Origin of the sequence: Caballeronia sp. LZ003, assembly GCF_031451465.1 — a bacterium.
Taxonomy (GTDB): domain Bacteria; phylum Pseudomonadota; class Gammaproteobacteria; order Burkholderiales; family Burkholderiaceae; genus Caballeronia.
The window spans coordinates 270,432-291,462 of record NZ_JARUXJ010000003.1; the positions used below are offsets into that span (position 1 = coordinate 270,432).

Below are 21,031 nucleotides of genomic sequence, written 5' to 3' on the forward strand. Positions count from 1 at the left end.
TTTCTTCAATCTCGCGCAGAAGTCGACTTTCTCGTCACTTCGCGGCGAAAGCTCACATTTGGTTCGCAGCCGAGAAATGAGTAAACGGTTTCCTTTTTGTTTCGGAAACTCCGATTCCATGCAAAACCATGCCCTGATCGTGCCGGGTAATCCCCTATCAGGTCGTTGGATAAAACGTTTGACAGCATCGGCTTACAAAGCCTAAATTTGGAAAACGTTTTCCGATGAAGTTCGCTGACTCAAGCTCGGGGCTTCATTCAAATTATTTTTAATCTTCACCGATTCCGATGAAAAATTTCGGAAGGCCAAATAACGTCCGGTGTCGATCAAGCGCTCAAAGGACGCGCAAAAGAAACCCCCCGCACTACCCACATTCATAACTAAAGACGGAGACAACATGAATCGAAACAGGCAAATCACGCGTGCGTTCGCGCTCGGCACGCTCTCGGCGCTCGTCCTCGCTGCATGCGGTGGCCATGACTCATCGGATGGTTCCACGCCGCCGCCCGCCGCTGTGGCGGCTAATTCGCTTCAAGCCGTGGTCTACGGCGCGAACGACACGAGCGTGCCCGCCGGCGCCGGCGTCCCCATCACGATGATGGGCCAGATGCGCGCGCTCTTCGACCTCATCCGCAAGTCGCCGGATTTCACTCAGGTCGTGATGGATGTGGGCGATGGCAGCCCCGTGCACGTACTCGATACCAACACGGGCGACAAGTTCTTGCCGGGCAAGCTGGCGCTTGGTCTGTCTTACATCCTCATCGACATGAAGAAGAAGGGCGACCCCAAGTACGCCGACTATCTCGCAACCTATCAGAAAATAACCACGGCGATGATGGCGCAGTCCGCGAGCGGCGACTACGTCTACGCGAACACGTCCTGGGGCGAGTATTACTATCTCGTCGCCCTCAACAATTTGAAGGCGAACGGCATGCTGAACGAAGTCTTTAGCGATGCCATGCTCAACACGTTGCAAGGCCGCCTCACGTTCTGCGACATGTTCGGCCCCGATGCAAGCGGCAAGGACAATACGTGCCCGGCTGGCGGCGCGTCTATCGACGTGGCTTCGCTCAACACGGCGCAGAATTACTACGCGGTGTCATATGGCATTGCCGGGCTGAGACAGAAGCTCGGCTGGAGTAATCCGGGCTTCGTCTCCACTTCGGACCCGGCGGTTGCGACCATGGGCGCGCGCGATGCGCTGCTCTACACGTTAACCAAGCATATCCGCAATGATTCGTCGGGCGGCTTCTCGGATGAGGCATCGAACACGCATACGACCTACTACGATCAAGCGCGCTTCGACCGCTACAGCACGCTGCTTATCGCGGAGACGGTCGAGCGTAGTCTCGAGATGGGCAACGAAGCGAATTTGACGCCGGAATTGAAGGGCTATTTGCGCAAGTCGATCGATCTGATTCTGCCGCAGATCAATCCGGACGGGCAGGGCTTCAACTACGGCCGCTCGATCGGACCTTACGGCGATTCCGCTTTCATGGAGATTCTCACGGCCGCAGCCAACGCGGGCGTGCTGAGTGCCAAGGAGATGCAGGTCGCCTACACGTTCATCTACAAGGCAGCGCTGCGCTTCGACACCTTTTGGTACGACCCGAACCTGCCGACGCCGTCCGTGAACATGTGGGTGAAGGGGCGCGGCACGGACACATATCGCGGCAAGCCTCGCGTGATGGGCGAAAACTTCAGCCTGCTGCATCAGTACATGTACGTCAACGCGTGGTGGAGCAAGCTCGGCTTCGGCGGCCAAGCCCCCATGAGCGACAGCGATTTCAAATCATGGCGCGATGCATTGCCTCATTACACGCTGACCTATTACAACTTGCCGAGCGACAGCGCGCATCCGTATAACGCGGCGTTGCTGACGGTGCGTGATGGCGAGCGTGTGATCAACCTGAATCTGAGTCAGGCGCCGGACTACAACTCGTATTCACCGTACTATCCGGTGCCGTTCTCCGACAAGCTCATCTACGGCACGACCGACCTGGGTTACGCCTTGCTGATTCCGCAAGTGACGTACAACGGCAAGACATACATTCCGGTGACGTACTACAAGAATCTGAGCGTGCAGGAGAGCAACGGTCAGGTGACCGTTTCCTTCGATACGACGAAATTCCGTCAAGCGACCAAGAACGCGGCGTACACGACCGATATCGACCTGCAAGCGCATACGGTGCTGACTTTCGCGCATGGCACGATCACGCGTACGGACACATTGAGTTCGGCCACCCTTGCGGCGCCGCTCGCGGTGGAAACGGACTTTACCTCGTTCGCGGACTTTCAAAGCACGGCGGCGGGCGCGAACGGTAACTCGGTCACCTACGCCAATAGCGCCGCGACGAGCTATGCCACGAGCGGCTTCGATGCTTGCGCGCTGTCGAATTTCGATGTCGCGAACGGTGTCACCAATCCGCTGTCGACTACGCCTGTCGGCCAGTTGCACTCGAACTTCGCATGCAAGACGAATGCGTTCTCTCTTGCGGGTGGCGCGCAACGCAACTTTAGCTGGACCTTGAAGTACGCGGACCCGAACTGATCCTCGTGCAAGGCAAAGCGGGCTCCTCTTGCAAAAGGAGCCCGCTTCTTTTTATTCGACGTGCGCGGCAAATCCGGTCTGTCCCGCAGCATGCTCGTCTCGCAAGGTCAACTGCGGAATGCGGTAGTCGCCATGATTCTGCCGTCTATAAGCAATCGGCGCGTTGTCCCAGAGGGTGTCTAGCCGTTCTCCGAGCGCATCGCGCGTGGCCTCGAAACGCGTTTCATCCATCTTGCTCGTGCGATACACCACGAACGGTGGCACGACGTCGAAGCCCGGATAGAACAGCATGCCGTGCTGGATCGGGAAGAGGATATCGTCCATCGGGCCGTTGATGCCGCGCGCGTCGTAATGCGATTCCCAACCGCCGGTCGTCACGATGATCATCGCGCGTTTGCCCGACATCATGCCTTCGCCATAACGATCGCCCCAGTGCGTGTCCGAGTGTTCGCCCACGCCGTAAGCGAAGCCATAGGCATAGACGCGCTCGAACCAGCCTTTCATGATGGCGGGCATGGAGAACCACCACATCGGGAATTGCAGGATCAATGCGTCGGCCCGGCGCAGCTTGTCCTGTTCGATTTCGATGTCGCGGCTTTGCAGGCCGTTTGCGAACGCGTGTTTCGAATCGAGACTGGGATGAAACGGCGCGTCGGTGTTGCGCTCGCGCACGTCGTTCGCGTCGAGCGTCGTTTTCCAGTTCATCTCATACAGGTTCGACACCTGCACCGTGTGGCCGTTATCGCGCAGGCGCTGCACGGCAAAGTCGTTGAGCGCGCCGTTCAGCGAGCGGCGTTCGGGGTGGGCATAGACGATCAGCACATTCATGGCTGCAACTCTCCTGGTTCGTATGAACGCCAGACTAGTGCGGATGAAGGTATATTGGAAATGAATAGTCAATATGCCAGGCATTACGATGAATAATATCCTCCGCAGGCTCGATCTCAATCTGCTCGTGACACTCGACGCGCTGCTCGCCGAACACAACGTCACGCGCGCGGCCGAACGGCTGAACTTCTCGCAGCCTTCGGTGAGCGTGCATCTGGCGAAACTGCGCGATATCTTCGACGATCCGCTATTGCTGCCCGGCCCGCGCGGCATGCGTCCGACTGCGCGCGCCGAGGGTTTGCGCGAGCCATTGCGCGAAGCGCTTGCAGCACTTGCGCGCGCGGTGTCGCCGGAGCAGGCGTTCGAGCCGGCGAGCGCGGAGCTTACGTGGCGTATAGCCGCAACCGATTACAGCGAGTCCACCGTGCTCATGCCGGCGATAAACGGCTTGCGGCTGGCCGCACCGCGGACGCGCATTGCCGTGCTCGAAGCCACGCCGCCGCGTCTCGCGCGACAAGCCGAACGCGGCGAGATCGATCTTGCGTTTCATATCACCGAAGGCGCGCCACCGGGTCTGCATCGGCAGGCGCTTTTTACCGAACGCTATGTGCTTGTGGCGAAGAAGGGGCATCCGCGTCTCAAGCGCAAACCCAGCCTCAAGCAGTTTTGTGCGCTCGAACATGTGATCGTGTCGCCGGACGGCGGAGGCTTCTTCGGTCCGACCGACGAAGCGCTCGCGGCACTCGGCGTCGCGCGTTGCGTCGTGCTGTCCGCGCCGCATTTTCTCTTCGTGCGCTCGCTGATTGCATCGACCGATCTCGTGGGCATGCTGCCATTGCGGCTAGTCGAGCACGATGCGGCGCTGCACGTGGTGGACGCGCCAATCGAAGTGTCCGGCTATGAAATGTCGATGTTCTGGCACGAGCGCGTGCATCGCGATCCGGCGCATCGGTGGTTGCGAGACTTCATCGCCGGATCGGTATGACGCGCGATTGCTAAGACGTGAACTGCGAGCGCAGCGACTTGCGGATGATCTTGCCAGTCGCCGTCATCGGCAATTCGGAGACGAAGCGCACCTCGCGCGGATATTCATGTGCCGCAAGCCGCGTGCGGACGTGCTGCTGCAGTTCGAGCACGAGGGCATCGCCCGGTTTGAAGCCGTCGTTGAGCACGACGACCGCGCAGACGATCTCCGTGCGCCGTTCATCCGCCACGCCGATGACCGCCGCGAAGCGCACGGCGGGATGCCTCAAAAGACAGTCCTCGATCGGTCCCGGCCCGATGCGATAACCCGCGCTCGTGATGACATCGTCGTCGCGACCGATGAAGCGAAAGAAGCCCTCCGCGTCGAGCATGCCGAGGTCGCCCGTCAACAGATAGTCGCCGCGAAACTTCTGCGCGGTCGCGGCCTCGTCGCGCCAGTAGCCGAGAAACATCACGGGATCGGGCGCGGCAATGGCGATATTGCCGGGCGTGCCCAAAGGCTGCGGCCTACCCGAATCGTCGACGACAGCCACGCGGTGCCCCGGCACCGCGCGCCCGATCACGCCGTTGCGCGGTTCGAACCATATGGCGCACGAGGAGAGCACCACGTTGCATTCGGTCTGCCCGTAGAACTCGTTGATGGTGACGCCAAGCGTTGCGCGGCCCCACGACAGCAACTCCTCGCCGAGCGATTCACCGCCGCTCGCCACCGAACGCAACGCGAGCGCCGGCGCTTTCGCTTGCGGCGTCGCGCGCATCATCTTGAGCGCGGTCGGCGGCAGGAACGTGTGGCTCACGCCATGCCGTTCGAGCAGATCGAACGCGGCGTGGCCATCGAACTTGTCGAAGCGCCGCGCGAGTACCGGCACGCCGTGATGCCACGAAGGCAAGAGCACATCGAAGAGGCCACCGATCCACGCCCAGTCCGCGGGTGTCCACATGAGCGTCGCGTCGAGCGGGAAGCACTGCTGCGACATCTCCACGCCCGGCAGATGCCCGAGCAGCACGCGATGTCCGTGCAATGCGCCTTTCGGTTTGCCCGTGGTGCCAGACGTATAGATGATGACGGCGGGATCGTCCGCGGAAGTATCGACGAGGGCGTCTTCTTCCGATGCCGCTTCGAGCGCGGGCCAGAACGTAGCGTCGCTGCCATCGGTCGCGAAGACGTGGCGCAACTCCGGCAGCGATGCGCGAATCGACGCGATCTTCGCCGCGCCTTCGGCGTCCGTCACGACGGCGGCGGCCCCGGAATGCGCGAGCCGGAACTCGATTGCATCGATACCGAAGAGCGCGAAGAGCGGCACGGCAATGCATCCCATGCGATAGGCCGCGAGATGCGCGATCGCCGCTTCGACCGATTGCCGCACGAAGATGGCCACGCGCTCGCCGCGCTGCACGCCGCGTTCGGCAAGCGCATTGGCGAAGCGGTTGGAGAGGCGTTGCAGGTCGTCGAAGGTATAGCGTTGCTGCGAGAGATCGTTCGATTCGACGATCAGCGCGAGCCGGTTCGAGCCGTCCGCCCATTTGTCGCACACGTCTTGCGCAATGTTATAGCGCGCGGGGATGCGCCAGGTGAAGGCGGCATCGACTGCTTCGTAGGTGTCTCCTGACGGCAGCATGGTTTTTTGTGGTGGGTGAGGGTTCCTCGATCATACGCGTTGCAGCGTCTGCTCCTTCACTTCGTGGTCGCGCTCGGGCGTAATCTGCTCCCAGGTGCTATGCACATGCCGCCTCAGGAATTCCCCCAGCCGCGCGCCATCGCGCGCGTTGAGCAATTGCACGATGATCTCGTGTTCATCTATAGCGGTATGCCACGTCTCTGACGTCACGCTGCCCTGAAAGCGATAGCGATAAAGCTGCCGGTTGAGCCGCTCGTGCACTTGCGTGAGCGTGGCGTTCTTGGCCGCCACGATGATGTTCGCGTGGATCGCCTGATTGAGCCGGAAATAATTCATGCGGTCGCGCCGCTCGTAAGCCGCGTGCATCTCGTGATGGAGCGCGCGAATCTCGGCAATCTCCGCATCCGTCGCTAAACGACACGCCTGTTCGCCGCCAAACGCCTCGATTGCGCCCAACACGTCGAGCTTCTCGCGGATTTCCGCCGCGCTCAGGTCCGCCACGACCGCGCCGCGCTTAGGCAGCACGACGACGAGGCCGTCGCCCGCCAGTTCCTTGAGCGCCTCGCGCAATGGCGTGCGCGAGACCGTCAGCCGTTCGGCGAGCGTGCGCTCGCGCAGGCGCTCGCCGGGCTTGAGTTCGTCGGTCGCGATCATCGTGCGCAAGCGTTGCGCAATCTGCATGGAGAGCAGCGAATCCGGCTCGTCGGCACCGTCGAAGCCTTCCTGCTCGTCGTCTAAATCCTTCATTTGCTTGTTCCCTCGTCGCGGTGTGAAATCCTCGGCCGCTCTGGTATGCCACTTTACCAGCGAACGCGTCACCTGCGATTTGCGGCCGACAATCGCCCCGCCTAGGTGCGATCCCGCACTTGACGGTACACGACGATAGAACTAAATTTCGGTATACCAGAATTAAACAGAGCGCAGAACGTCGCCCGGCGCCTGCGAAATTCATAAGAACGCGACTTGGAGACCTGCATGCCAATCGACCGAAAACACCGTTGAATACGGGTTTCTTGCCGATGCCCGCGTAGTTCGTCCGTGTTTTCGGCAATAACTCCATCGTCCGGGCGCCGCATCCGTCCGGTATACCGCAATGAAAACCTCGTCGACACCGACGGGGCGCCACGCTTTTCGAGCCGCACTACTTCATGTCGCCTTCGCTCTATACGTTGATCGCGCCCGTTATCGCGATCCTTCTGCTGGTACTGCTGATCACGAAGGTCAAGCTTCACCCGTTTCTCGCGCTCATTCTCACGGCCGGCTTTCTCGGCTGCGCGGCCGGACTCGCGCCTACCGCCGTCATCAAGAGCTTTGAAAAAGGCTTTGGCGGCATTCTCAGTTCCGTGGGGCTCGTGGTCGGACTCGGCACCATGCTCGGCGGCTTGCTGCTCGAATCGGGCGGCGCGGATCGCATCGCCAACGCATTCATCGGACTCGGTTCTAAGCGCTGGATTCCGGCGGCCATTTGCGCGGCGTCGCTGCTCATCGGCTTGCCGCATCTGTTCGATGTGAGCTTCGTGATGCTCGTCCCGCTCGTCTACGCTATCGCGCATCGCACGAAAAGTCCGCTGATGGCCGTCGGCATTCCGATGGCCGCCGGCCTCTACGTCTCGCACGGTCTCTTGCCGCCGCATCCGTCGCCGACGCTCGCGCTTGCCGCGTTACATGCGGACGCGGGCCGCACGATCTTTTTCGGCCTGATCGTCGCCGTTCCGATGGCCATTCTCTCCGGCCCGCTCTTCACGGCCTTCGTCATGCGCTTTCTGCCGGTTACGCCAGGCGAGGGTCTTTATTCGCCCGCTGCCGCCGACGAGAAGAAAGCCGGCCGCGCCACGCCGCCGCTCGCGCTCGTGCTCATCACGGTCCTGTTGCCACCGGTCCTGATGATGATCCGCACGTTCGGCCGCAACTACGCGCCGACCGGCACGCCGATGCGCGAACTGCTCGAAACCGTGGGCGACCCTATCGTCTCGTTGCTGATTGCCGTGCTGTTCGCAATCTGGTCGCTCGGCGTCAAGAGCGGCCTCACGTTGCCGCAGATTCAAAAGCTCCTCGGCAAGAGCGTGGCGCCCGCTGCCGCCGTGATCCTGATCCTCGGCGCGGGTGGCGGCCTGAAAGAGATGCTGCTCGCCACGCATATCGGCGACGCCATCGCGCATTGGGCCACGCATTGGTCGATCTCGCCGCTCGTGCTCGGCTGGGCGGTCGCGGCGCTGATCCGTATCGCGATCGGCTCGGCGACAGTCGCAACCGTGACGGCGGCGGGCATCGTCGCGCCGATCGCGGCGGCCACGCCCGGCGTCAATCTCGAACTGCTGGTGCTCGCCGTGAGCTCGGGCGGACTGATGCTCTCGCATCTGAACGACTCGGGCTTCTGGCTTTTCAAGGAATATTTCCGCCTCTCGGTCGCCGATACGCTCAAGACCTGGACGCTGCTCGTCTCGTTTCAATCGCTCGTCGCGCTCGGCGTGATTCTCCTCATCAACTCGGTGATCGGCTAAACGTGCCGTTCACGTTCCCCACAAGATCAGGCCTTAAAGGACAGACATCGCCATGAACTACGAACATCTCTTCAAGTCGCTCGGCAGCCGCACGATCCGCATGGCGCTCGTCGGTCCGAAAGGCGGCTTCGGCCGCTCGCTGCTCGTGCAATGCCGCGCGTTGCCGGGCCTCGAGATCGCCGCGCTGTGCGATATCGATATCGAAGGCACGCTCGCCGCCCTGGCATCGCTCGGCTTCGCGAACGATACAGCGCGCGTCTGCAACAACGCCGACGACGTGCGCGCCGCTCGCGCCGATGGCCGTATCGCGCTGGTGGGCGACCATCTGCTGTTGAAGAACGTGGAGCTCGATATCGTCGTGGAAGCGACGGGGCATCCTGAAGTGAGCGTGCAGATCGCCGAGAACGCATTGAAGCGCGGCGTGCACGTGGCGATGGCGACCAAGGAAACCGATTCGGTCGTGGGCCCGTATCTGAACCGGCTCGCGCTCGAAAACGGCGTGACGTACACCACGCCCGACGGCGATCAGCCGAGCAATCTGATCGGCCTCGTGACGTGGGCGCGCGTGCTCGGTTTCGAAGTGATCGTGGCTGGCAAGTCGAGCGAGTACGACTTCATCTACGATCCGGACGCGCATACCATCGACTATCTCGATCAACGCCACGAAGTCTCGCTCGATGCGTGCTGGACGCCAGGCGACGATATCGCCGCGACGCTCGCCGCCCGTAGCAAGGCGCTCTCGATGCTGCCGCAAAGCGCGACGCCCGATTACTGCGAGATGAACGTCGTCGCCAATTCGACCGGCTTCGTGCCGGCTGCCGATGCGCTCAACTATCCGCTCGCGCGCTTGAATGAACTCGCCGATATCTTCGTGCCGAAGGAAGACGGCGGCATTCTGGAGCGTACCGGCGTGGTCGATGTCTTCAACTGCCTGCGTCGTCCGGACGATCTGAGCTTCGGTGGCGGCGTGTTCGTCATCGTGCGCTGCAAGGACGAGGAAACCTGGGAGTTGCTCAAGCAAAAGGGCCATGTGGTCGGCAAGAACGGCCGCTATGCATGCATCTACTTGCCGTATCACCTGATGGGTCTCGAAACGCCGATGAGCATTTTTTCGGCGGTGCTGCTCAATCAGCCGACTGGCAGCGCGGAGCAGTTGCCGCACGCGCAAATGGTGGCGCGTGCCGAACGCGACTTCAAGGCGGGCGAGACGCTTGCCATGGGCGGCCATCATCACACCATTCAGGGCGCGACGCCGTTGCTCATCGAACGCGCGAAGGCGGGTGTCGCGGCGCCGTTCTATCTCGCGGCCAACAAGCGTCTTCTCGCCGATGTAAAGCAGGGCGACCTCGTTCCGCTCGATGCGCTCGACTTGCAAGGCTCGGCGCTTTACGAAGCGTGGAAGCGCAATCCGTCGCTATAAACGGCCTGCGATACGACGAGGGCTTTCGACCCATACAGGAGGAGACATGCAAACCAATTTATCCGCGAGCGCCTCGGGCAGTTCGCTGCGCACGCTTCTTTGCACCACCCGCTGGCGCATGGTGCTGCTGCTCTTCGTGCTTTATACGATCAACTGCATCGACCGCATGTCGCTGTCCATTGCAATGCCAACCATCGTGCGCGAGTTTCATCTCGCCGCGACGATGCAGGGGTTGATCCTCTCTGCGTTCTTCTGGACGTACAGCACGTTCCAGATTCCCGCTGGCTGGGCCGCCGACCGCTTCGGCGCACGCCGCATGATCGGCATGTCGGCGGTGCTGTGGGGCGGCTTCCAGTGTCTTGCCGCGTTCGCCATGAACGGCGTGACGCTGTTGCTTACGCGTATCGGTCTCGGCGTGTTCGAAGCGCCTTACATGCCCGCCGCGACGAAGCTCACGGCGGCGTGGCTGCCGCCCGCGGAACGGGCGCGCGGCGTGACACTCATCGATAGCGGCGCGCCGCTCGGCTCGGCGCTCGGTGGCCTGCTCATCAGCGCGCTGATCGGCTTCTCGGGATCGTGGCGTTCGGCGTTCCTGATCGTGGGAGCGGTGACGATCGTCTTCGGTCTCGTCGTCTATCGCATGCTGCGCGAGACGCCCGAGCGGCACGCGGGTATCGACCAGGCGGAAGTCGCGTATATCCGCGAGCAGAAGCTCGTTGCTGGCGAAACCCCTAGCGCGAAGATGGCGCCGCTGTCACGCGGCATCATTTCGGCGATGGTGGTGGGCCGTGTCGGTTGGGCGATGGTGTTCTTCGGCCTCGTGACCTGGGGACCGAACTATTTGTCGGTGGGACGCGGGCTCGATATCCGCGGCATGGGCTTCGCGACCTTCATCATTTTTCTCGCGGGCGCGGTCGGCGAGATTCTGTCGGGCGTGACAGCCGACTGGTTGCAACGGCATTTCGCACGCAAGACGGCGTTCAAGATCCTCTTCGGCGTGTCGGGCGGCATGTCGCTTCTTTGTCTGCTGGCTTTGCCGTTCGTGGCGGATATCCGGTTCGCGGTCGCCGTGTTGTCGCTCGGCGTGTTCTTTCACTTGTGGGGCGGCCTGTACTGGCTCATTCCCGCGATGCTCGCACCGCGCGAGCAAGTCGGCCTCGTCGGCGGCGTGATGAACTTCGCGGGCACGGGCGGCGCGATCATCGTGCCTATCGTCGTGGGCGTGATCGTCGATATGACAGGCGGCTTCACGGCGGTCATCCTGTTCTTCGCGGCGGCGGCGTTCGCTTATCTCGTCGGCTCGCTCTTTATCGATTTCGGCCGTAACGATCCGGGAGCGCGCGCATGAACGAGTTGTACGAAGGGCCGATCATCGACGCGCATCAGCACTTCTGGGACCTCGAAGCGAATCGCTATCCGTGGCTCATGCCGGGCGTGCTGATCGAACATCGTTACGGCGACTACACGCCGATCAAAGAGACGTACCTGCCATCGGACTATCTGCGCGATGCGGCGGGGCATCGCGTGATCGGCAGCGTGTATGTCGAGGCCGAGTGGAACCCGGATGATCCGCTTGGCGAAACGCGCTATGTCCGCGAGCTTGCCGAAGAGACGGGTCGCCCCAACGCGATCGTGGCGCAAGCGTGGCTCGACCGCGCCGACGTGGACGACGTGTTGTCCGCGCAAGCCCGCGTGGCTCGCGTTCGCAGCGTGCGTCACAAGCCGGGCGCACCGGACAAGGATGGCCGCACGCTCATGTCCGACGAACGCTGGCGGCGCGGCTATGCCTTGCTCGAACGATACGGCCTGCACTTCGACTTGCAGGCGTCGTGGCGGCAACTGTCCGAAGCGGCACAGCTCGCCCGCGATTTTCCACACACCACGCTCATCGTCAATCATGCGGGCGTGCCCGGCGATAGATCGAACGCGACGCTTACGGGTTGGCGCCTGGCGCTGGAAGAACTCGCGCGTCTGCCGAACGTGGCCGTGAAGGTGTCGGGGCTGTGCGAGGCGGGCAAGCCGTGGAGCGTGGCCGCAAACCAGCCAGTGCTCGATACGCTTCATCAAGTCTTCGGCGCCGGGCGTCTCATGTTCGGCAGCAACTTCCCCGTGGATGGCATGTTCATCTCGCTCGACGGTCTGCTAGGCGGCTTTGCCGAACTGGCGCGCGCCTGGCCGCGCGCGGATCAAGAGGCTTTCTTTCACGATACGGCCGTGCGCATCTATCGCCCGGAAGGGCTCGACGACAACGCACGCGGCACTCACGCAAGGACATCGCGATGACCACCAACACGCTCGGCTTCGACTTGCCGATACTGGATGCGCATCATCACTTCTGGGACTTGTCGGACGGCGACTTTCCCTGGCTCACGAACGAGTATGACGACGCCTTCTTCCTCGGCGACTATCGCCGAATGTGTCAGGACTTTTTGCCGCCGCAGTATCGCCAGGCGACGGCCGGCTTCAACGTGATCGGCACCGTGCATGTGGAAGCGGAGCGTTCGCGCAAGCAACAAGTGCGCGAAACCGACTGGCTCACCGCGCTCAACGCGAAAACGGGATTACCCAGCGCGATCGTCGGCCATGTGTTCTTCGTGCAGCCCGACTGCGATGCGATTCTCGCAGGCCATGCAAACAGCCCGCTCGCGCGCGGCGTGCGCTCGAAGCCTGAAATCTCCAGCGGTCCGCATGAATCCGTTGCGGGCCAACCGGGCACGATGCAAGACGAAGCATGGCTTGCGGGTCTTGCTTTACTCGATAAGTACGGCTTCTCGTGGGACTTGCGCGTGCCGTATTGGCACTTGGAAGAAGCGGCGGAAGTGGCGCGTGCATTCCCGAAGACGCCTATCGTCACGAACCATCTCGGCTTGCCGCTCGATCGATCGGACGAAGGCGTCGCGATCTGGCACCGTGGCATGGAGAAGCTCGCGGCGTGTCCGAACGTCTATCTGAAGGTATCGGAACTCGGCTTGCCGAACGGCACGTGGGACAGCGCGAGCAATCGCCGCGTGATTCGCGAAGCCGTCGATCTATTCGGCTACGAGCGTTCGATGTTCGCGAGCAATCTGCCGGTGGGTAACTTGTCGGCGAGCTTCACGGAGATCGTCGCCGATGTGCTCGGCGCCTTGCCGCAAGCCACCGAAACCGATTTACGCGCGTTGTTCGAAGGGACCGCGCGACGTTTCTATCGCGTCGAATAAAAACATGACCGCACGAAATCAAGGAGACTGACATGACGCCCGCCATCGACGAAAACAGGCTTTTCAGAAAGATATCCCTGCGCATTCTGCCCGTGCTGATGCTCGGATTTTTCTTTTCCTATTTGAACCGCGTGAACGTGGGGTTCGCCAAGCTGCAGATGTCGAGCGACCTCCATTTCAGCGATGCCGTGTATGGCTTCGGCGCGGGCATCTTTTTTCTCGGTTACTTTCTGCTCGAAGTGCCGAGCAACGTAATCTTGCATCGCGTGGGTGCGCGACGCTGGATTGCGCGAATCATGGTGACGTGGGGCCTGCTTTCGTGCGCGACCATTTTCATCCGCACGCCGACGCAGTTTTATGTCATGCGCTTTCTGCTGGGTCTTGCCGAAGCGGGCTTCATTCCGGGCGCGATCTATTACATGAGCCAGTGGTATCCGGCGGCGCGACGCGGACGCGCATGGGGCGTGTTTTATATCGCGCTGGCATCGTCGGGCGTAATCGGCGGACTCGTGTCTGGCTCGATTCTCGGCTTTCTGTCGGGCGTCGGCGGCATGCGCGGCTGGCAGTGGCTGATCTTGTGCGAAGGCATTCCGACGATACTCCTCGGCATCTATATCTACTTCCGCATGAGCGAGGATATTCGCCGCGTCACGTGGCTGACCGATGGCGAGAAGACGCATCTGAGCACGGTGCTTGCGGCGGAGAATCGCGACAAGATCGCGCATGGCTTCATGAGCCTGCTGGGTCATGGACGCATCTGGGCGCTGGTGCTGATCTATTTCGTCTACAACATGGGGCTGTACGCGATCAGCTTCTGGATGCCGACGCTCGTGCAGAAAATGGGCGTGGCCGATCCGTTCACCATCGGGCTTCTCACGGCGTTGCCGGGCGTGTGCGCGATCATCAGCATGCTGGCGTTCGGATTCTCGGCGGATCGTCGCAAGGAACGCAAGTGGCATCTGATTGCCGCGTTCTCGATGGCCGCGCTTGGCTTTGCGTTGTGCGTCGTGTGGCAGAACCAGCCGGTATTGGGCGTGATCGCGCTGTGCATCGCCAACATGGGCGTGCTGTCGATTCCCGCGTTGTTCTGGAGCTTGCCGACGGCGTTTCTCACCGGCGTGACGGCGGCAGCGGGCATTGCGATGATCAACTCCATCGGCAATCTCGCGGGCTTCGTGTCGCCCTATATGATCGGCTATCTCAAGGACGTGACGGGACGCACGGATGTGGCGTTGATCGTCGTGGCGGCGGGTTTGTTGGTCGGCGCGGTGGCGGTGGGGTGTGTGTTGCGTGGGCGTAGTGGAGTTGGGGCGGCGGGGGTGGGGGTAAGGAGTTGAGGCAGCCGGAAGGCACAGACCGGATGTCCGTGCCTTCCCCGATAGGCCCTGCCAGCGAGGCACGCTACGATGCCTGTTTCCCCAGGCATCGTGACAGCATGAAGGACGAACGCCTCACCGAGATGAGGATCTTCAGGGCCGTCGCCGAGACGGGCGGTTTCACGGCTGCGGCGCTCGCGCTCGATTTGCAGCAGCCTTACGTCAGCCGCACTGTATCCGCGCTGGAGAAGCGGCTCGGCGTATCGCTTTTGAGGCGCTCCACGCGTCGCCTTCAGATGACGCAGGAGGGCACGCAGTATCTCGCGCTCTGCAAGCGCATTCTCGAAGAACTCGAAAGCGGCGAAGCACAACTCTCGCGCGCGGGCCAGCACATGTCCGGCGATATTCGCGTGACCGTGGCTACGTCGTTCGGCATGGATCAGATCGTGCCGCTCATTCCGGCATTTCTCGAACGTTATCCGGGCCTGCGCGTGCGGCTTTCTCTTTCGGATACGCTCGCCGATATCATCGGAGAAGGGTTCGATGTCGCCATCCGCATGGGCAATTTGCAGGACTCGAATCTCGTGAGCCGCAAGCTATGTCATCTGCAGCGAGTGGTCACGGCGTCGCCTGCGTATATCGCCAGACATGGGGTACCCTCGACACCCGCGGAACTCACCCGACACAACTGCCTGATGTGGGAACCGCCGATGGACCATCTCAACCATTGGCCTTTCATGGTCGGCGGCGAGCGCACGTCCATGCTCATCAACGGCAACTTTCAGACGAGCAGCGGCGTGAGTTCCGTTTATATGTGTCTTGCAGGCGTGGGCATTACGCGGATGGCTGAACACATGGTGTTGCCTTCCATTCGCAGCAACATGCTCGTGCCTTTGCTCACCGACTTTCAATCGAGCGACGAAACCGCGATCTATGTGCTGTATCCGCGCGATTCGACTTTGCATCCGCGCGTGCGTGCGTTTATTGATTACGTGGCGGATAAGCTCCGGCGGCCGCCGTGGGCCGCCTGAAGCAACGCGTCATTTGTCCAACGTTCGAGGCAAGCGCATTGTCATGCAGGCGCCGAGCACGAGGAATGCGGAGATCACATACATGCCGACTTCCGCGTGTCCAAGCCACACGTTGAGCAAGCCTACGAGATACGGCGACATGAAGCCCGCGATATTGCCCACTGAATTGATGAACGCCAACGCTGCCGCCACCGATGCTCCCACGAAGAGACTTGTCGGCAAGGCCCAGAACAGCGCGATGCACGAATAGACACCCGCTGCGGCGACCGACAGGCAAGCTACCGTCACGAGCGGCCCCGCCGACAACCACATGCTTACGGCAAGTCCAACCGCGCCGATCACCATAAACGCCGCGAAGTGGATGCGCCTGCCGCCGGTGCGATCGGCGCTGCGGTTCGACAAATAAAGCGCTATCGCCGCAAAGATGTTCGGCACGGCCGTATAGAGTCCGATGGCGAACGGGTCGGCGACACCGCTGCGCTTGACGAGCGAGGGCATCCAGAAACCGAGCGCATAAAGACCCATGATGAGGCAGAAGTAGATCGCGCAGAACGCCCACAATTTCTTGTTGCCGAGAAAGCCGCGCACGCTCGTATAGTCGATCTTGCTGGCGTTTTCCGCGCGAATGTCGGCGAGCACGAGATTGCGTTCGTCGTCCGAAAGCCAGCGCGCCTTGGCGGGATCGTCGTCAAGAAAGCGCAACACGACGAAGGCGAGCACGATGGCGGGCAGCGCTTCGATCAGAAAAAGCCATTGCCACGGGGCTAGCTGGTCGTTACCTGAAAACGCGTGCAGGATATAGCCGGAAATCGGCCCGCCGACGACGAACGCGAGCGGCGCGCCCATCACATAGATGGACATTGCGCGACCGCGGTAGCGCGCGGGAAACCACAGCGTGAGCAGATACATGATCGCCGGTGCGAAGCCTGCTTCGGCGGCACCAAGCATGAAGCGCGCAATGTAGAACATGGTCGGCGTCTTGACGAGGACCATCGCCGCAGAAATGACACCCCACGTGAGCATGATGCGCGCAATCCAGCGGCGCGCGCCGACCTTGCGCATCACGAGATTGCTCGGAACCTCGAAGAAGAAGTAGCCGGCGAAGAAGATGCCCGAGCCGAGGCCATAGATGGCGTCGTCGAAGCCGAGTGCATCGAGCATCTGCAACTTCGCGAAGCCAACGTTCACACGGTCCAGATATGCCACGAGATAGCAGATCAAGAGCAACGGCAAGAGCCGCCAGTAAGCCCTGCCATAGATGCGGCCAGCATCCGTTTCCTTGACGGCCTGATCTCCGTATAGCGCTTCCATGCTTGTCTCCTGTATTTTTTAGCGCTTTATCACGGCATGCTCGTATGGCACGCATGCCGCTGGGTCATTGCTCAGTCGAGATATTCCGGCTCCTCTTCGGCGATCTCATACAGCATGGTCTGGAAATGCAGCCAGCTGATGAACGAGTTGCCCAGATGACGATGCGAATACTCGGCATGCTCCGGGTCGATCTGCAACGGGCGCGATTCGGTCGCGTCCATGAGCAGCTGCATCTTGCAACAGTGATCGAGGGCGATGAACGTCCATACTGCATCATCGATGCTATGGCGGCTCGCCGTAAGAAGCCCATGGTTCTGATGGATTACGGCCTTGTGTTCGTTGAAGGCGCGTGCAATCGGATTACCCGATGCATCCGCGACCGGCACCTTGCCCGCGCCGTCGCGCACGACCATATGCGAGCCATAAAACATGCAGGCGTCCTGCGTCACATAGTCGAGCGGCTTGCCCATTGCGGCCCACGCATCGCCATGAACGGTATGCGCGTGACACGACCCGATGATGTCGGGATTGTCAGCGTGGATCGCGGAATGCAGCACGTAGCCTGCGCGGTTCACCGCGTACTTTCCTTCGACCACTGTGCCCGAATGATCGACGAGCACGAGTTGCGAGGTCTTCACGCGTGACCATGGCACGCACATCGGATTGGTCCAGAAGAGTTCGGGATGTTCCGGGTCGCGCACGGTCAGATGGCCGCCGAAGCCGAAGCTGAATCCGTGCCGCGCGAAGATCCGGCATGCGGCGGCGAGATGCTCTTTGCGATAGCGCCGTGCTTCCGCCGAGGAGGAAAACGTGGGCTCTTCGGGGAAAATCAGCCCGTCCTGCGTCGGGCTGTAGATCGATTCCTTTGCTTCCATCAACATCGGTGTCCCCTTGTTCGAAATGTGAGACCCCAGTATAGGAAAGCCTTCCGCAAGAATTCAGTACCGCGCCGGAATAGCATTTATGCAACGCCATGCCGATATTGCGCCCGCACAATTTTGGCGTCGTACGATCAATTGCCAGTCGCCGCTCTCCGGGCAGGCCGTCGCTTTCAATCGTTCATGGAGCTTTCAGCAATGAAAAGGTCAATGTTGATGGTCGCGCTGCCCGCCGCTTTATGCGCAGCTTCGGTGCATGCGCAAAGCAGTGTCACGCTATATGGCCTGATCGACACGGGTATCGTCTATACCAACAATCAGACCGGCCACAGCAACTGGCAGATGCTCAGCAGCGTCACGCAGAACACGGTCTTCGGCCTGAAAGGCAGTGAGGATCTCGGCGGCGGCCTTAAGGCCATCTTCAAGCTGGAGCAAGGCTTCAATCTGAATAACGGCACCAATGCATTCGCGGGCGATGGCTTCGGCTCGCAAGCATGGGTCGGCCTGCAACACGACGACTACGGCACGCTCACGGCCGGGCGTCAATACGATGTGCTCAACGATCTGCTCGGTCCGCTCACCGCCGAATTCAATACGTGGGGCGGCAGCATCTCGGCGCATCCGTTCGAAAACGATAATCTGGCGGCAAACTCGGTCGTCATCAACAACACCGTCAAATACGTCAGCCCCACTTATCGCGGCGTGACGGTCGAGAGCATGTATTCCTTCGGCAATAGCGCCGGAAACTTCGCGGATAACCGCGCGTATGGCTTTTCGGCATCGTACGCGCAAGGGCCGTTCACGGTCGCGGGCGGCTATCTGCAATTGAACAACGCGGGCGGCGGCATTGCGGGGACGAATTTGAATGGCGCGGTGTCGCAAGGGGATGGCAGCGCGAACTTCGTCGCGCAACGGCAGCGCATCTGGGGCGCGGGCGCCAACGCCACCTTCGGGCCGGCGACGGTCGGTCTCGTCTGGTCGCACACGCAACTCGACAACATGAACAGCGTGCTTTCCATCGGGCTCGGCAACTATATTCCGCTCGATGGCACCCTGCGTCTCGACAATTACGAAGCGAACGTGCATTACGCGCTCACGCCCGTGTTGAGCGTATCGGCGGCTTACACGTTCACGGACGGCGCTTATGGCAACGCTGCATCCATCGCTTATCCGTCGTGGCATACGGTCATGTTGCAGACCGACTATTCGCTCTCGAAACGCACGGATGTCTATCTCGAAGGCGTCTATCAGCACGTAAAGGGGGCGCCGCCCGATTCCGTGCTCGGGCAGGCGATGCTCAATACGTTGTCGCCGTCATCGACAGGTACGCAAGTCGGCGTCACTGTCGGCTTGCGGCACGCGTTCTAGCATGATTCAAGGGCGCGCGGCCACTTCGTCGAGATGGAACAGCAGGTCGGCGGGGTCTTCGTAGACGCGCAGCGCGCCCGAGCGTTCCAGTTCGTCGCTGCCATAACCGCCCGACAGCAGGCCGACGCCGAGCGATCGACAGCGACGCGCCGCGAGCATGTCCCAGATGCTGTCGCCAACCACCACGGTATGCTCGATCGGCACGTTCAGACGCGCGGCCGCCGCAAGGAACAAGTCGGGATCGGGCTTGGCGTATTTCACCTGATCGCGCGTGACGACCACTTGCTTGCCTGGGTCCACGCCCAATGCTTCGAGATTGAACGCCGCCGTTTCCATGCGGCCGCTCGTGGCGATCGCCCAGCGCGTGCCCGCCTGGGTCAGCGCGTCGAGCAATTCGCGCGCGCCCGGCAATGGGCAGACCTGTGCGCGCAGACTTTGATAAGCGTCGGCATGAAGGCGCCGCAGACGTTCCACGCGATCCGCGTTGATCTCCCCATGCGTTTCGCGCAGCAATTGATCGGTGAAGAGGCCGCCGCTCATGCCGATTTTGCGATGAATGCGCCACACCGACAGTTCGATGCCCTCGCTGTCCAGCGCTTCTTTCCACGCGAGCACGTGCTGATAGACGCTGTCGACCAGCGTTCCGTCGAGATCGAAAAGAAAGGATGTTTCGATTCGCATGGTCTGCTCCCTTGATGAATGGCGTGTTCCGGTTCCTTTCATGATACGCACGATCCTCGTCCGCTTTCGGAAATGCGCGACGCATGCGCTTCAAATGCGATAATCGATGTTTGCACCGCGCGGCCGGAAGTGCGCGGTTTTCTCGCATCGAATGACCGCAACATGCATTCGTTACGCATTCATTACGCCCGACGGAGCTGACCTTGAGCCGCATCGACAACCCCTCCCGCGATCAGGAGGCCGGCGTGGCCGACTCCACGCAAGACACGACCCGTATCGACGATACGCGCATCGGCGCGGTGCGCCCGCTGATCTCGCCAGCGCTTTTGCTCGACGAACTGCCGGTCACGCCCGGCGTGCAGGCGCTCGTGGAAACGAGCCGCGCGCGCATCGCGGACGTTCTGCATGGCCGCGATGACCGCCTCGTGGTCGTGGTCGGACCGTGTTCCATTCACGATCACGACCAAGCGATCGAATACGCGCACCATCTGAAGACCGTCGCGGATCGTCTCGGCGACGATTTGCTGATCGTCATGCGCGTGTACTTCGAAAAGCCGCGCACGACGGTCGGCTGGAAGGGCTATATCAACGACCCGCGTCTGGACGGCAGTTTCCGTATCAACGAAGGTCTGCGCCGCGCGCGTGAGCTTCTGCTGGAAATCAGCGAGCTTGGTCTGCCAACGGGCACCGAGTTTCTCGACCTGCTGAGTCCGCAGTACATCGCGGACCTGATCGCGTGGGGCGCAATCGGCGCACGCACGACGGAGAGTCAGAGCCATCGGCAACTGGCATCGGGGCTGAGTTGTCCGATCGGCTTCAAGAACGGCACGGACGGCGGCGTGCAAGTCGCGGCGGACGCGATCGTCGCGGCGCGCGCGAGCCATGCCTTCATGGGCATGACGAAGATGGGCCTTGCCGCCATCTTCGAAACGCGCGGCAACGACGACTGCCACGTTATCCTGCGCGGCGGCAAAAAAGCACCGAATTACGATGCGGCCAGCGTCGCGGCGAGTTGCGCGGCGTTGGCGGCGCTCGGACAGCGCGAGCAGGTGATGATCGATTGCTCGCATGCCAACTCGAACAAGTCGCATCTGCGGCAGGTGGATGTGGCCGAAGACATCGCGCGGCAACTGATCGCGGGCGAAAGCCGCATCACCGGCGTGATGATCGAAAGTCATTTGGACGAAGGGCGGCAGGACCTCAAGCCGGGCGTGCCGCTCAAGCACGGCGTCTCGATCACGGATGCGTGTCTCGGCTGGAGCCAGACCGAGCCGGTGCTCGACCTGCTTGCCGATGCGGTGAGACAGCGCCGTCGCGGCTAGGCGTGCGTACCTAGCCGTCTC

At 61.5% G+C, this 21,031-nt stretch carries 17 protein-coding genes; 11 read left to right on the plus strand and 6 right to left on the minus strand.

The window, feature by feature from the left end:
- The first annotated feature begins 397 nt into the window (after positions 1 to 397).
- Entirely contained in the window at positions 398 to 2,551 is a 2,154-nt protein-coding gene (locus tag QCE79_RS19275) for a hypothetical protein (protein WP_309846983.1), read from the plus strand.
- A 51-nt stretch (positions 2,552 to 2,602) separates the two neighbouring features.
- Here the strand turns inward: QCE79_RS19275 and QCE79_RS19280 are convergent, their stop codons facing one another.
- On the minus strand, positions 2,603 to 3,379 hold the full coding sequence (locus QCE79_RS19280) for an NAD(P)H-dependent oxidoreductase (protein WP_309846986.1): 777 nt from the start codon (positions 3,377 to 3,379) through the stop codon (positions 2,603 to 2,605).
- A gap of 88 nt (positions 3,380 to 3,467) precedes the next feature.
- Here QCE79_RS19280 and QCE79_RS19285 point away from each other — a divergent pair, with 88 nt between their 5' ends.
- Positions 3,468 to 4,364: a LysR family transcriptional regulator gene (locus tag QCE79_RS19285; protein WP_309846989.1), complete on the plus strand. Its 897-nt coding sequence runs from the start codon at positions 3,468 to 3,470 to the stop codon at positions 4,362 to 4,364.
- A gap of 10 nt (positions 4,365 to 4,374) precedes the next feature.
- Here QCE79_RS19285 and QCE79_RS19290 read toward each other — a convergent pair whose 3' ends face one another.
- Both QCE79_RS19290 and QCE79_RS19295 read right to left on the minus strand, forming a co-directional pair.
- The gene (locus tag QCE79_RS19290) at positions 4,375 to 5,982 is read right to left on the minus strand and encodes an acyl-CoA synthetase (RefSeq protein WP_309846992.1); all 1,608 of its coding nucleotides are present in this window, start codon (positions 5,980 to 5,982) and stop codon (positions 4,375 to 4,377) included.
- 30 nt (positions 5,983 to 6,012) lie between these two features.
- On the minus strand, positions 6,013 to 6,729 hold the full coding sequence (locus QCE79_RS19295) for a GntR family transcriptional regulator (protein WP_244830867.1): 717 nt from the start codon (positions 6,727 to 6,729) through the stop codon (positions 6,013 to 6,015).
- Positions 6,730 to 7,130: 401 nt separating this feature from the next.
- Between QCE79_RS19295 and QCE79_RS19300 the strand changes: the two genes are divergently transcribed.
- The 7 genes from QCE79_RS19300 (at position 7,131) to QCE79_RS19330 (ending at position 15,450) form a co-directional block, all read left to right on the plus strand.
- The gene (locus tag QCE79_RS19300) at positions 7,131 to 8,483 is read left to right on the plus strand and encodes a gluconate:H+ symporter (RefSeq protein WP_250494526.1); all 1,353 of its coding nucleotides are present in this window, start codon (positions 7,131 to 7,133) and stop codon (positions 8,481 to 8,483) included.
- A 52-nt stretch (positions 8,484 to 8,535) separates the two neighbouring features.
- On the plus strand, positions 8,536 to 9,903 hold the full coding sequence (locus tag QCE79_RS19305; protein WP_250469280.1) for an NAD(P)H-dependent oxidoreductase: 1,368 nt from the start codon (positions 8,536 to 8,538) through the stop codon (positions 9,901 to 9,903).
- A 46-nt stretch (positions 9,904 to 9,949) separates the two neighbouring features.
- The gene (locus tag QCE79_RS19310; RefSeq protein WP_309846996.1) at positions 9,950 to 11,251 is read left to right on the plus strand and encodes an MFS transporter; all 1,302 of its coding nucleotides are present in this window, start codon (positions 9,950 to 9,952) and stop codon (positions 11,249 to 11,251) included.
- The gene (locus QCE79_RS19315; RefSeq protein WP_309846998.1) at positions 11,248 to 12,186 is read left to right on the plus strand and encodes an amidohydrolase family protein; all 939 of its coding nucleotides are present in this window, start codon (positions 11,248 to 11,250) and stop codon (positions 12,184 to 12,186) included. Before QCE79_RS19310 ends, QCE79_RS19315 begins: the two co-directional genes overlap by 4 nt.
- Complete coding sequence (locus tag QCE79_RS19320; protein ID WP_309847000.1) at positions 12,183 to 13,103, plus strand: amidohydrolase family protein; 921 nt, start codon at positions 12,183 to 12,185, stop codon at positions 13,101 to 13,103. The genes QCE79_RS19315 and QCE79_RS19320 overlap by 4 nt, the downstream gene beginning before the upstream one ends.
- 32 nt (positions 13,104 to 13,135) lie before the next feature.
- On the plus strand, positions 13,136 to 14,440 hold the full coding sequence (locus tag QCE79_RS19325; protein WP_244830861.1) for an MFS transporter: 1,305 nt from the start codon (positions 13,136 to 13,138) through the stop codon (positions 14,438 to 14,440).
- Between the two features lie 98 nt (positions 14,441 to 14,538).
- Entirely contained in the window at positions 14,539 to 15,450 is a 912-nt protein-coding gene (locus QCE79_RS19330; protein ID WP_309847004.1) for a LysR family transcriptional regulator, read from the plus strand.
- Positions 15,451 to 15,459: 9 nt separating this feature from the next.
- Here the strand turns inward: QCE79_RS19330 and QCE79_RS19335 are convergent, their stop codons facing one another.
- Together QCE79_RS19335 and QCE79_RS19340 are read right to left on the minus strand one after the other, a co-directional pair.
- Entirely contained in the window at positions 15,460 to 16,761 is a 1,302-nt protein-coding gene (locus QCE79_RS19335; RefSeq protein WP_250469289.1) for an MFS transporter, read from the minus strand.
- 71 nt (positions 16,762 to 16,832) lie between these two features.
- Positions 16,833 to 17,642 (minus strand): class II aldolase/adducin family protein, encoded by an 810-nt coding sequence (locus QCE79_RS19340; RefSeq protein ID WP_309847007.1) that lies wholly within the window; start codon positions 17,640 to 17,642, stop codon positions 16,833 to 16,835.
- Between the two features lie 195 nt (positions 17,643 to 17,837).
- Here QCE79_RS19340 and QCE79_RS19345 point away from each other — a divergent pair, with 195 nt between their 5' ends.
- Positions 17,838 to 19,007 (plus strand): porin, encoded by a 1,170-nt coding sequence (locus QCE79_RS19345; RefSeq protein ID WP_250469292.1) that lies wholly within the window; start codon positions 17,838 to 17,840, stop codon positions 19,005 to 19,007.
- A gap of 6 nt (positions 19,008 to 19,013) precedes the next feature.
- Here the strand turns inward: QCE79_RS19345 and QCE79_RS19350 are convergent, their stop codons facing one another.
- Positions 19,014 to 19,688, minus strand: a complete 675-nt coding sequence (locus tag QCE79_RS19350) for an HAD family hydrolase (protein WP_250511007.1) — start codon at positions 19,686 to 19,688, stop codon at positions 19,014 to 19,016.
- 203 nt (positions 19,689 to 19,891) lie between these two features.
- Between QCE79_RS19350 and QCE79_RS19355 the strand changes: the two genes are divergently transcribed.
- Positions 19,892 to 21,010: a 3-deoxy-7-phosphoheptulonate synthase gene (locus tag QCE79_RS19355; protein ID WP_305038186.1), complete on the plus strand. Its 1,119-nt coding sequence runs from the start codon at positions 19,892 to 19,894 to the stop codon at positions 21,008 to 21,010.
- Positions 21,011 to 21,031 lie beyond the last annotated feature (21 nt).

Excerpts from the sequence above, each read along its gene's own strand:
- QCE79_RS19320 (WP_309847000.1), top strand. The coding sequence starts at position 12,183 with ATGACCACCAACACGCTCGGCTTCGACTTGCCGATACTGGATGCGCAT.
- QCE79_RS19280 (WP_309846986.1), bottom strand. The coding sequence starts at position 3,379 with ATGAATGTGCTGATCGTCTATGCCCACCCCGAACGCCGCTCGCTGAAC.
- QCE79_RS19295 (WP_244830867.1), bottom strand. The coding sequence starts at position 6,729 with ATGAAGGATTTAGACGACGAGCAGGAAGGCTTCGACGGTGCCGACGAG.
- QCE79_RS19310 (WP_309846996.1), top strand. The coding sequence starts at position 9,950 with ATGCAAACCAATTTATCCGCGAGCGCCTCGGGCAGTTCGCTGCGCACG.
- QCE79_RS19335 (WP_250469289.1), bottom strand. The coding sequence starts at position 16,761 with ATGGAAGCGCTATACGGAGATCAGGCCGTCAAGGAAACGGATGCTGGC.
- QCE79_RS19290 (WP_309846992.1), bottom strand. The coding sequence starts at position 5,982 with ATGCTGCCGTCAGGAGACACCTACGAAGCAGTCGATGCCGCCTTCACC.
- QCE79_RS19350 (WP_250511007.1), bottom strand. The coding sequence starts at position 19,688 with ATGCGAATCGAAACATCCTTTCTTTTCGATCTCGACGGAACGCTGGTC.
- QCE79_RS19345 (WP_250469292.1), top strand. The coding sequence starts at position 17,838 with ATGAAAAGGTCAATGTTGATGGTCGCGCTGCCCGCCGCTTTATGCGCA.
- QCE79_RS19340 (WP_309847007.1), bottom strand. The coding sequence starts at position 17,642 with ATGTTGATGGAAGCAAAGGAATCGATCTACAGCCCGACGCAGGACGGG.
- QCE79_RS19275 (WP_309846983.1), top strand. The coding sequence starts at position 398 with ATGAATCGAAACAGGCAAATCACGCGTGCGTTCGCGCTCGGCACGCTC.
- QCE79_RS19330 (WP_309847004.1), top strand. The coding sequence starts at position 14,539 with ATGAAGGACGAACGCCTCACCGAGATGAGGATCTTCAGGGCCGTCGCC.
- QCE79_RS19305 (WP_250469280.1), top strand. The coding sequence starts at position 8,536 with ATGAACTACGAACATCTCTTCAAGTCGCTCGGCAGCCGCACGATCCGC.
- QCE79_RS19315 (WP_309846998.1), top strand. The coding sequence starts at position 11,248 with ATGAACGAGTTGTACGAAGGGCCGATCATCGACGCGCATCAGCACTTC.
- QCE79_RS19285 (WP_309846989.1), top strand. The coding sequence starts at position 3,468 with ATGAATAATATCCTCCGCAGGCTCGATCTCAATCTGCTCGTGACACTC.
- QCE79_RS19325 (WP_244830861.1), top strand. The coding sequence starts at position 13,136 with ATGACGCCCGCCATCGACGAAAACAGGCTTTTCAGAAAGATATCCCTG.
- QCE79_RS19300 (WP_250494526.1), top strand. The coding sequence starts at position 7,131 with ATGTCGCCTTCGCTCTATACGTTGATCGCGCCCGTTATCGCGATCCTT.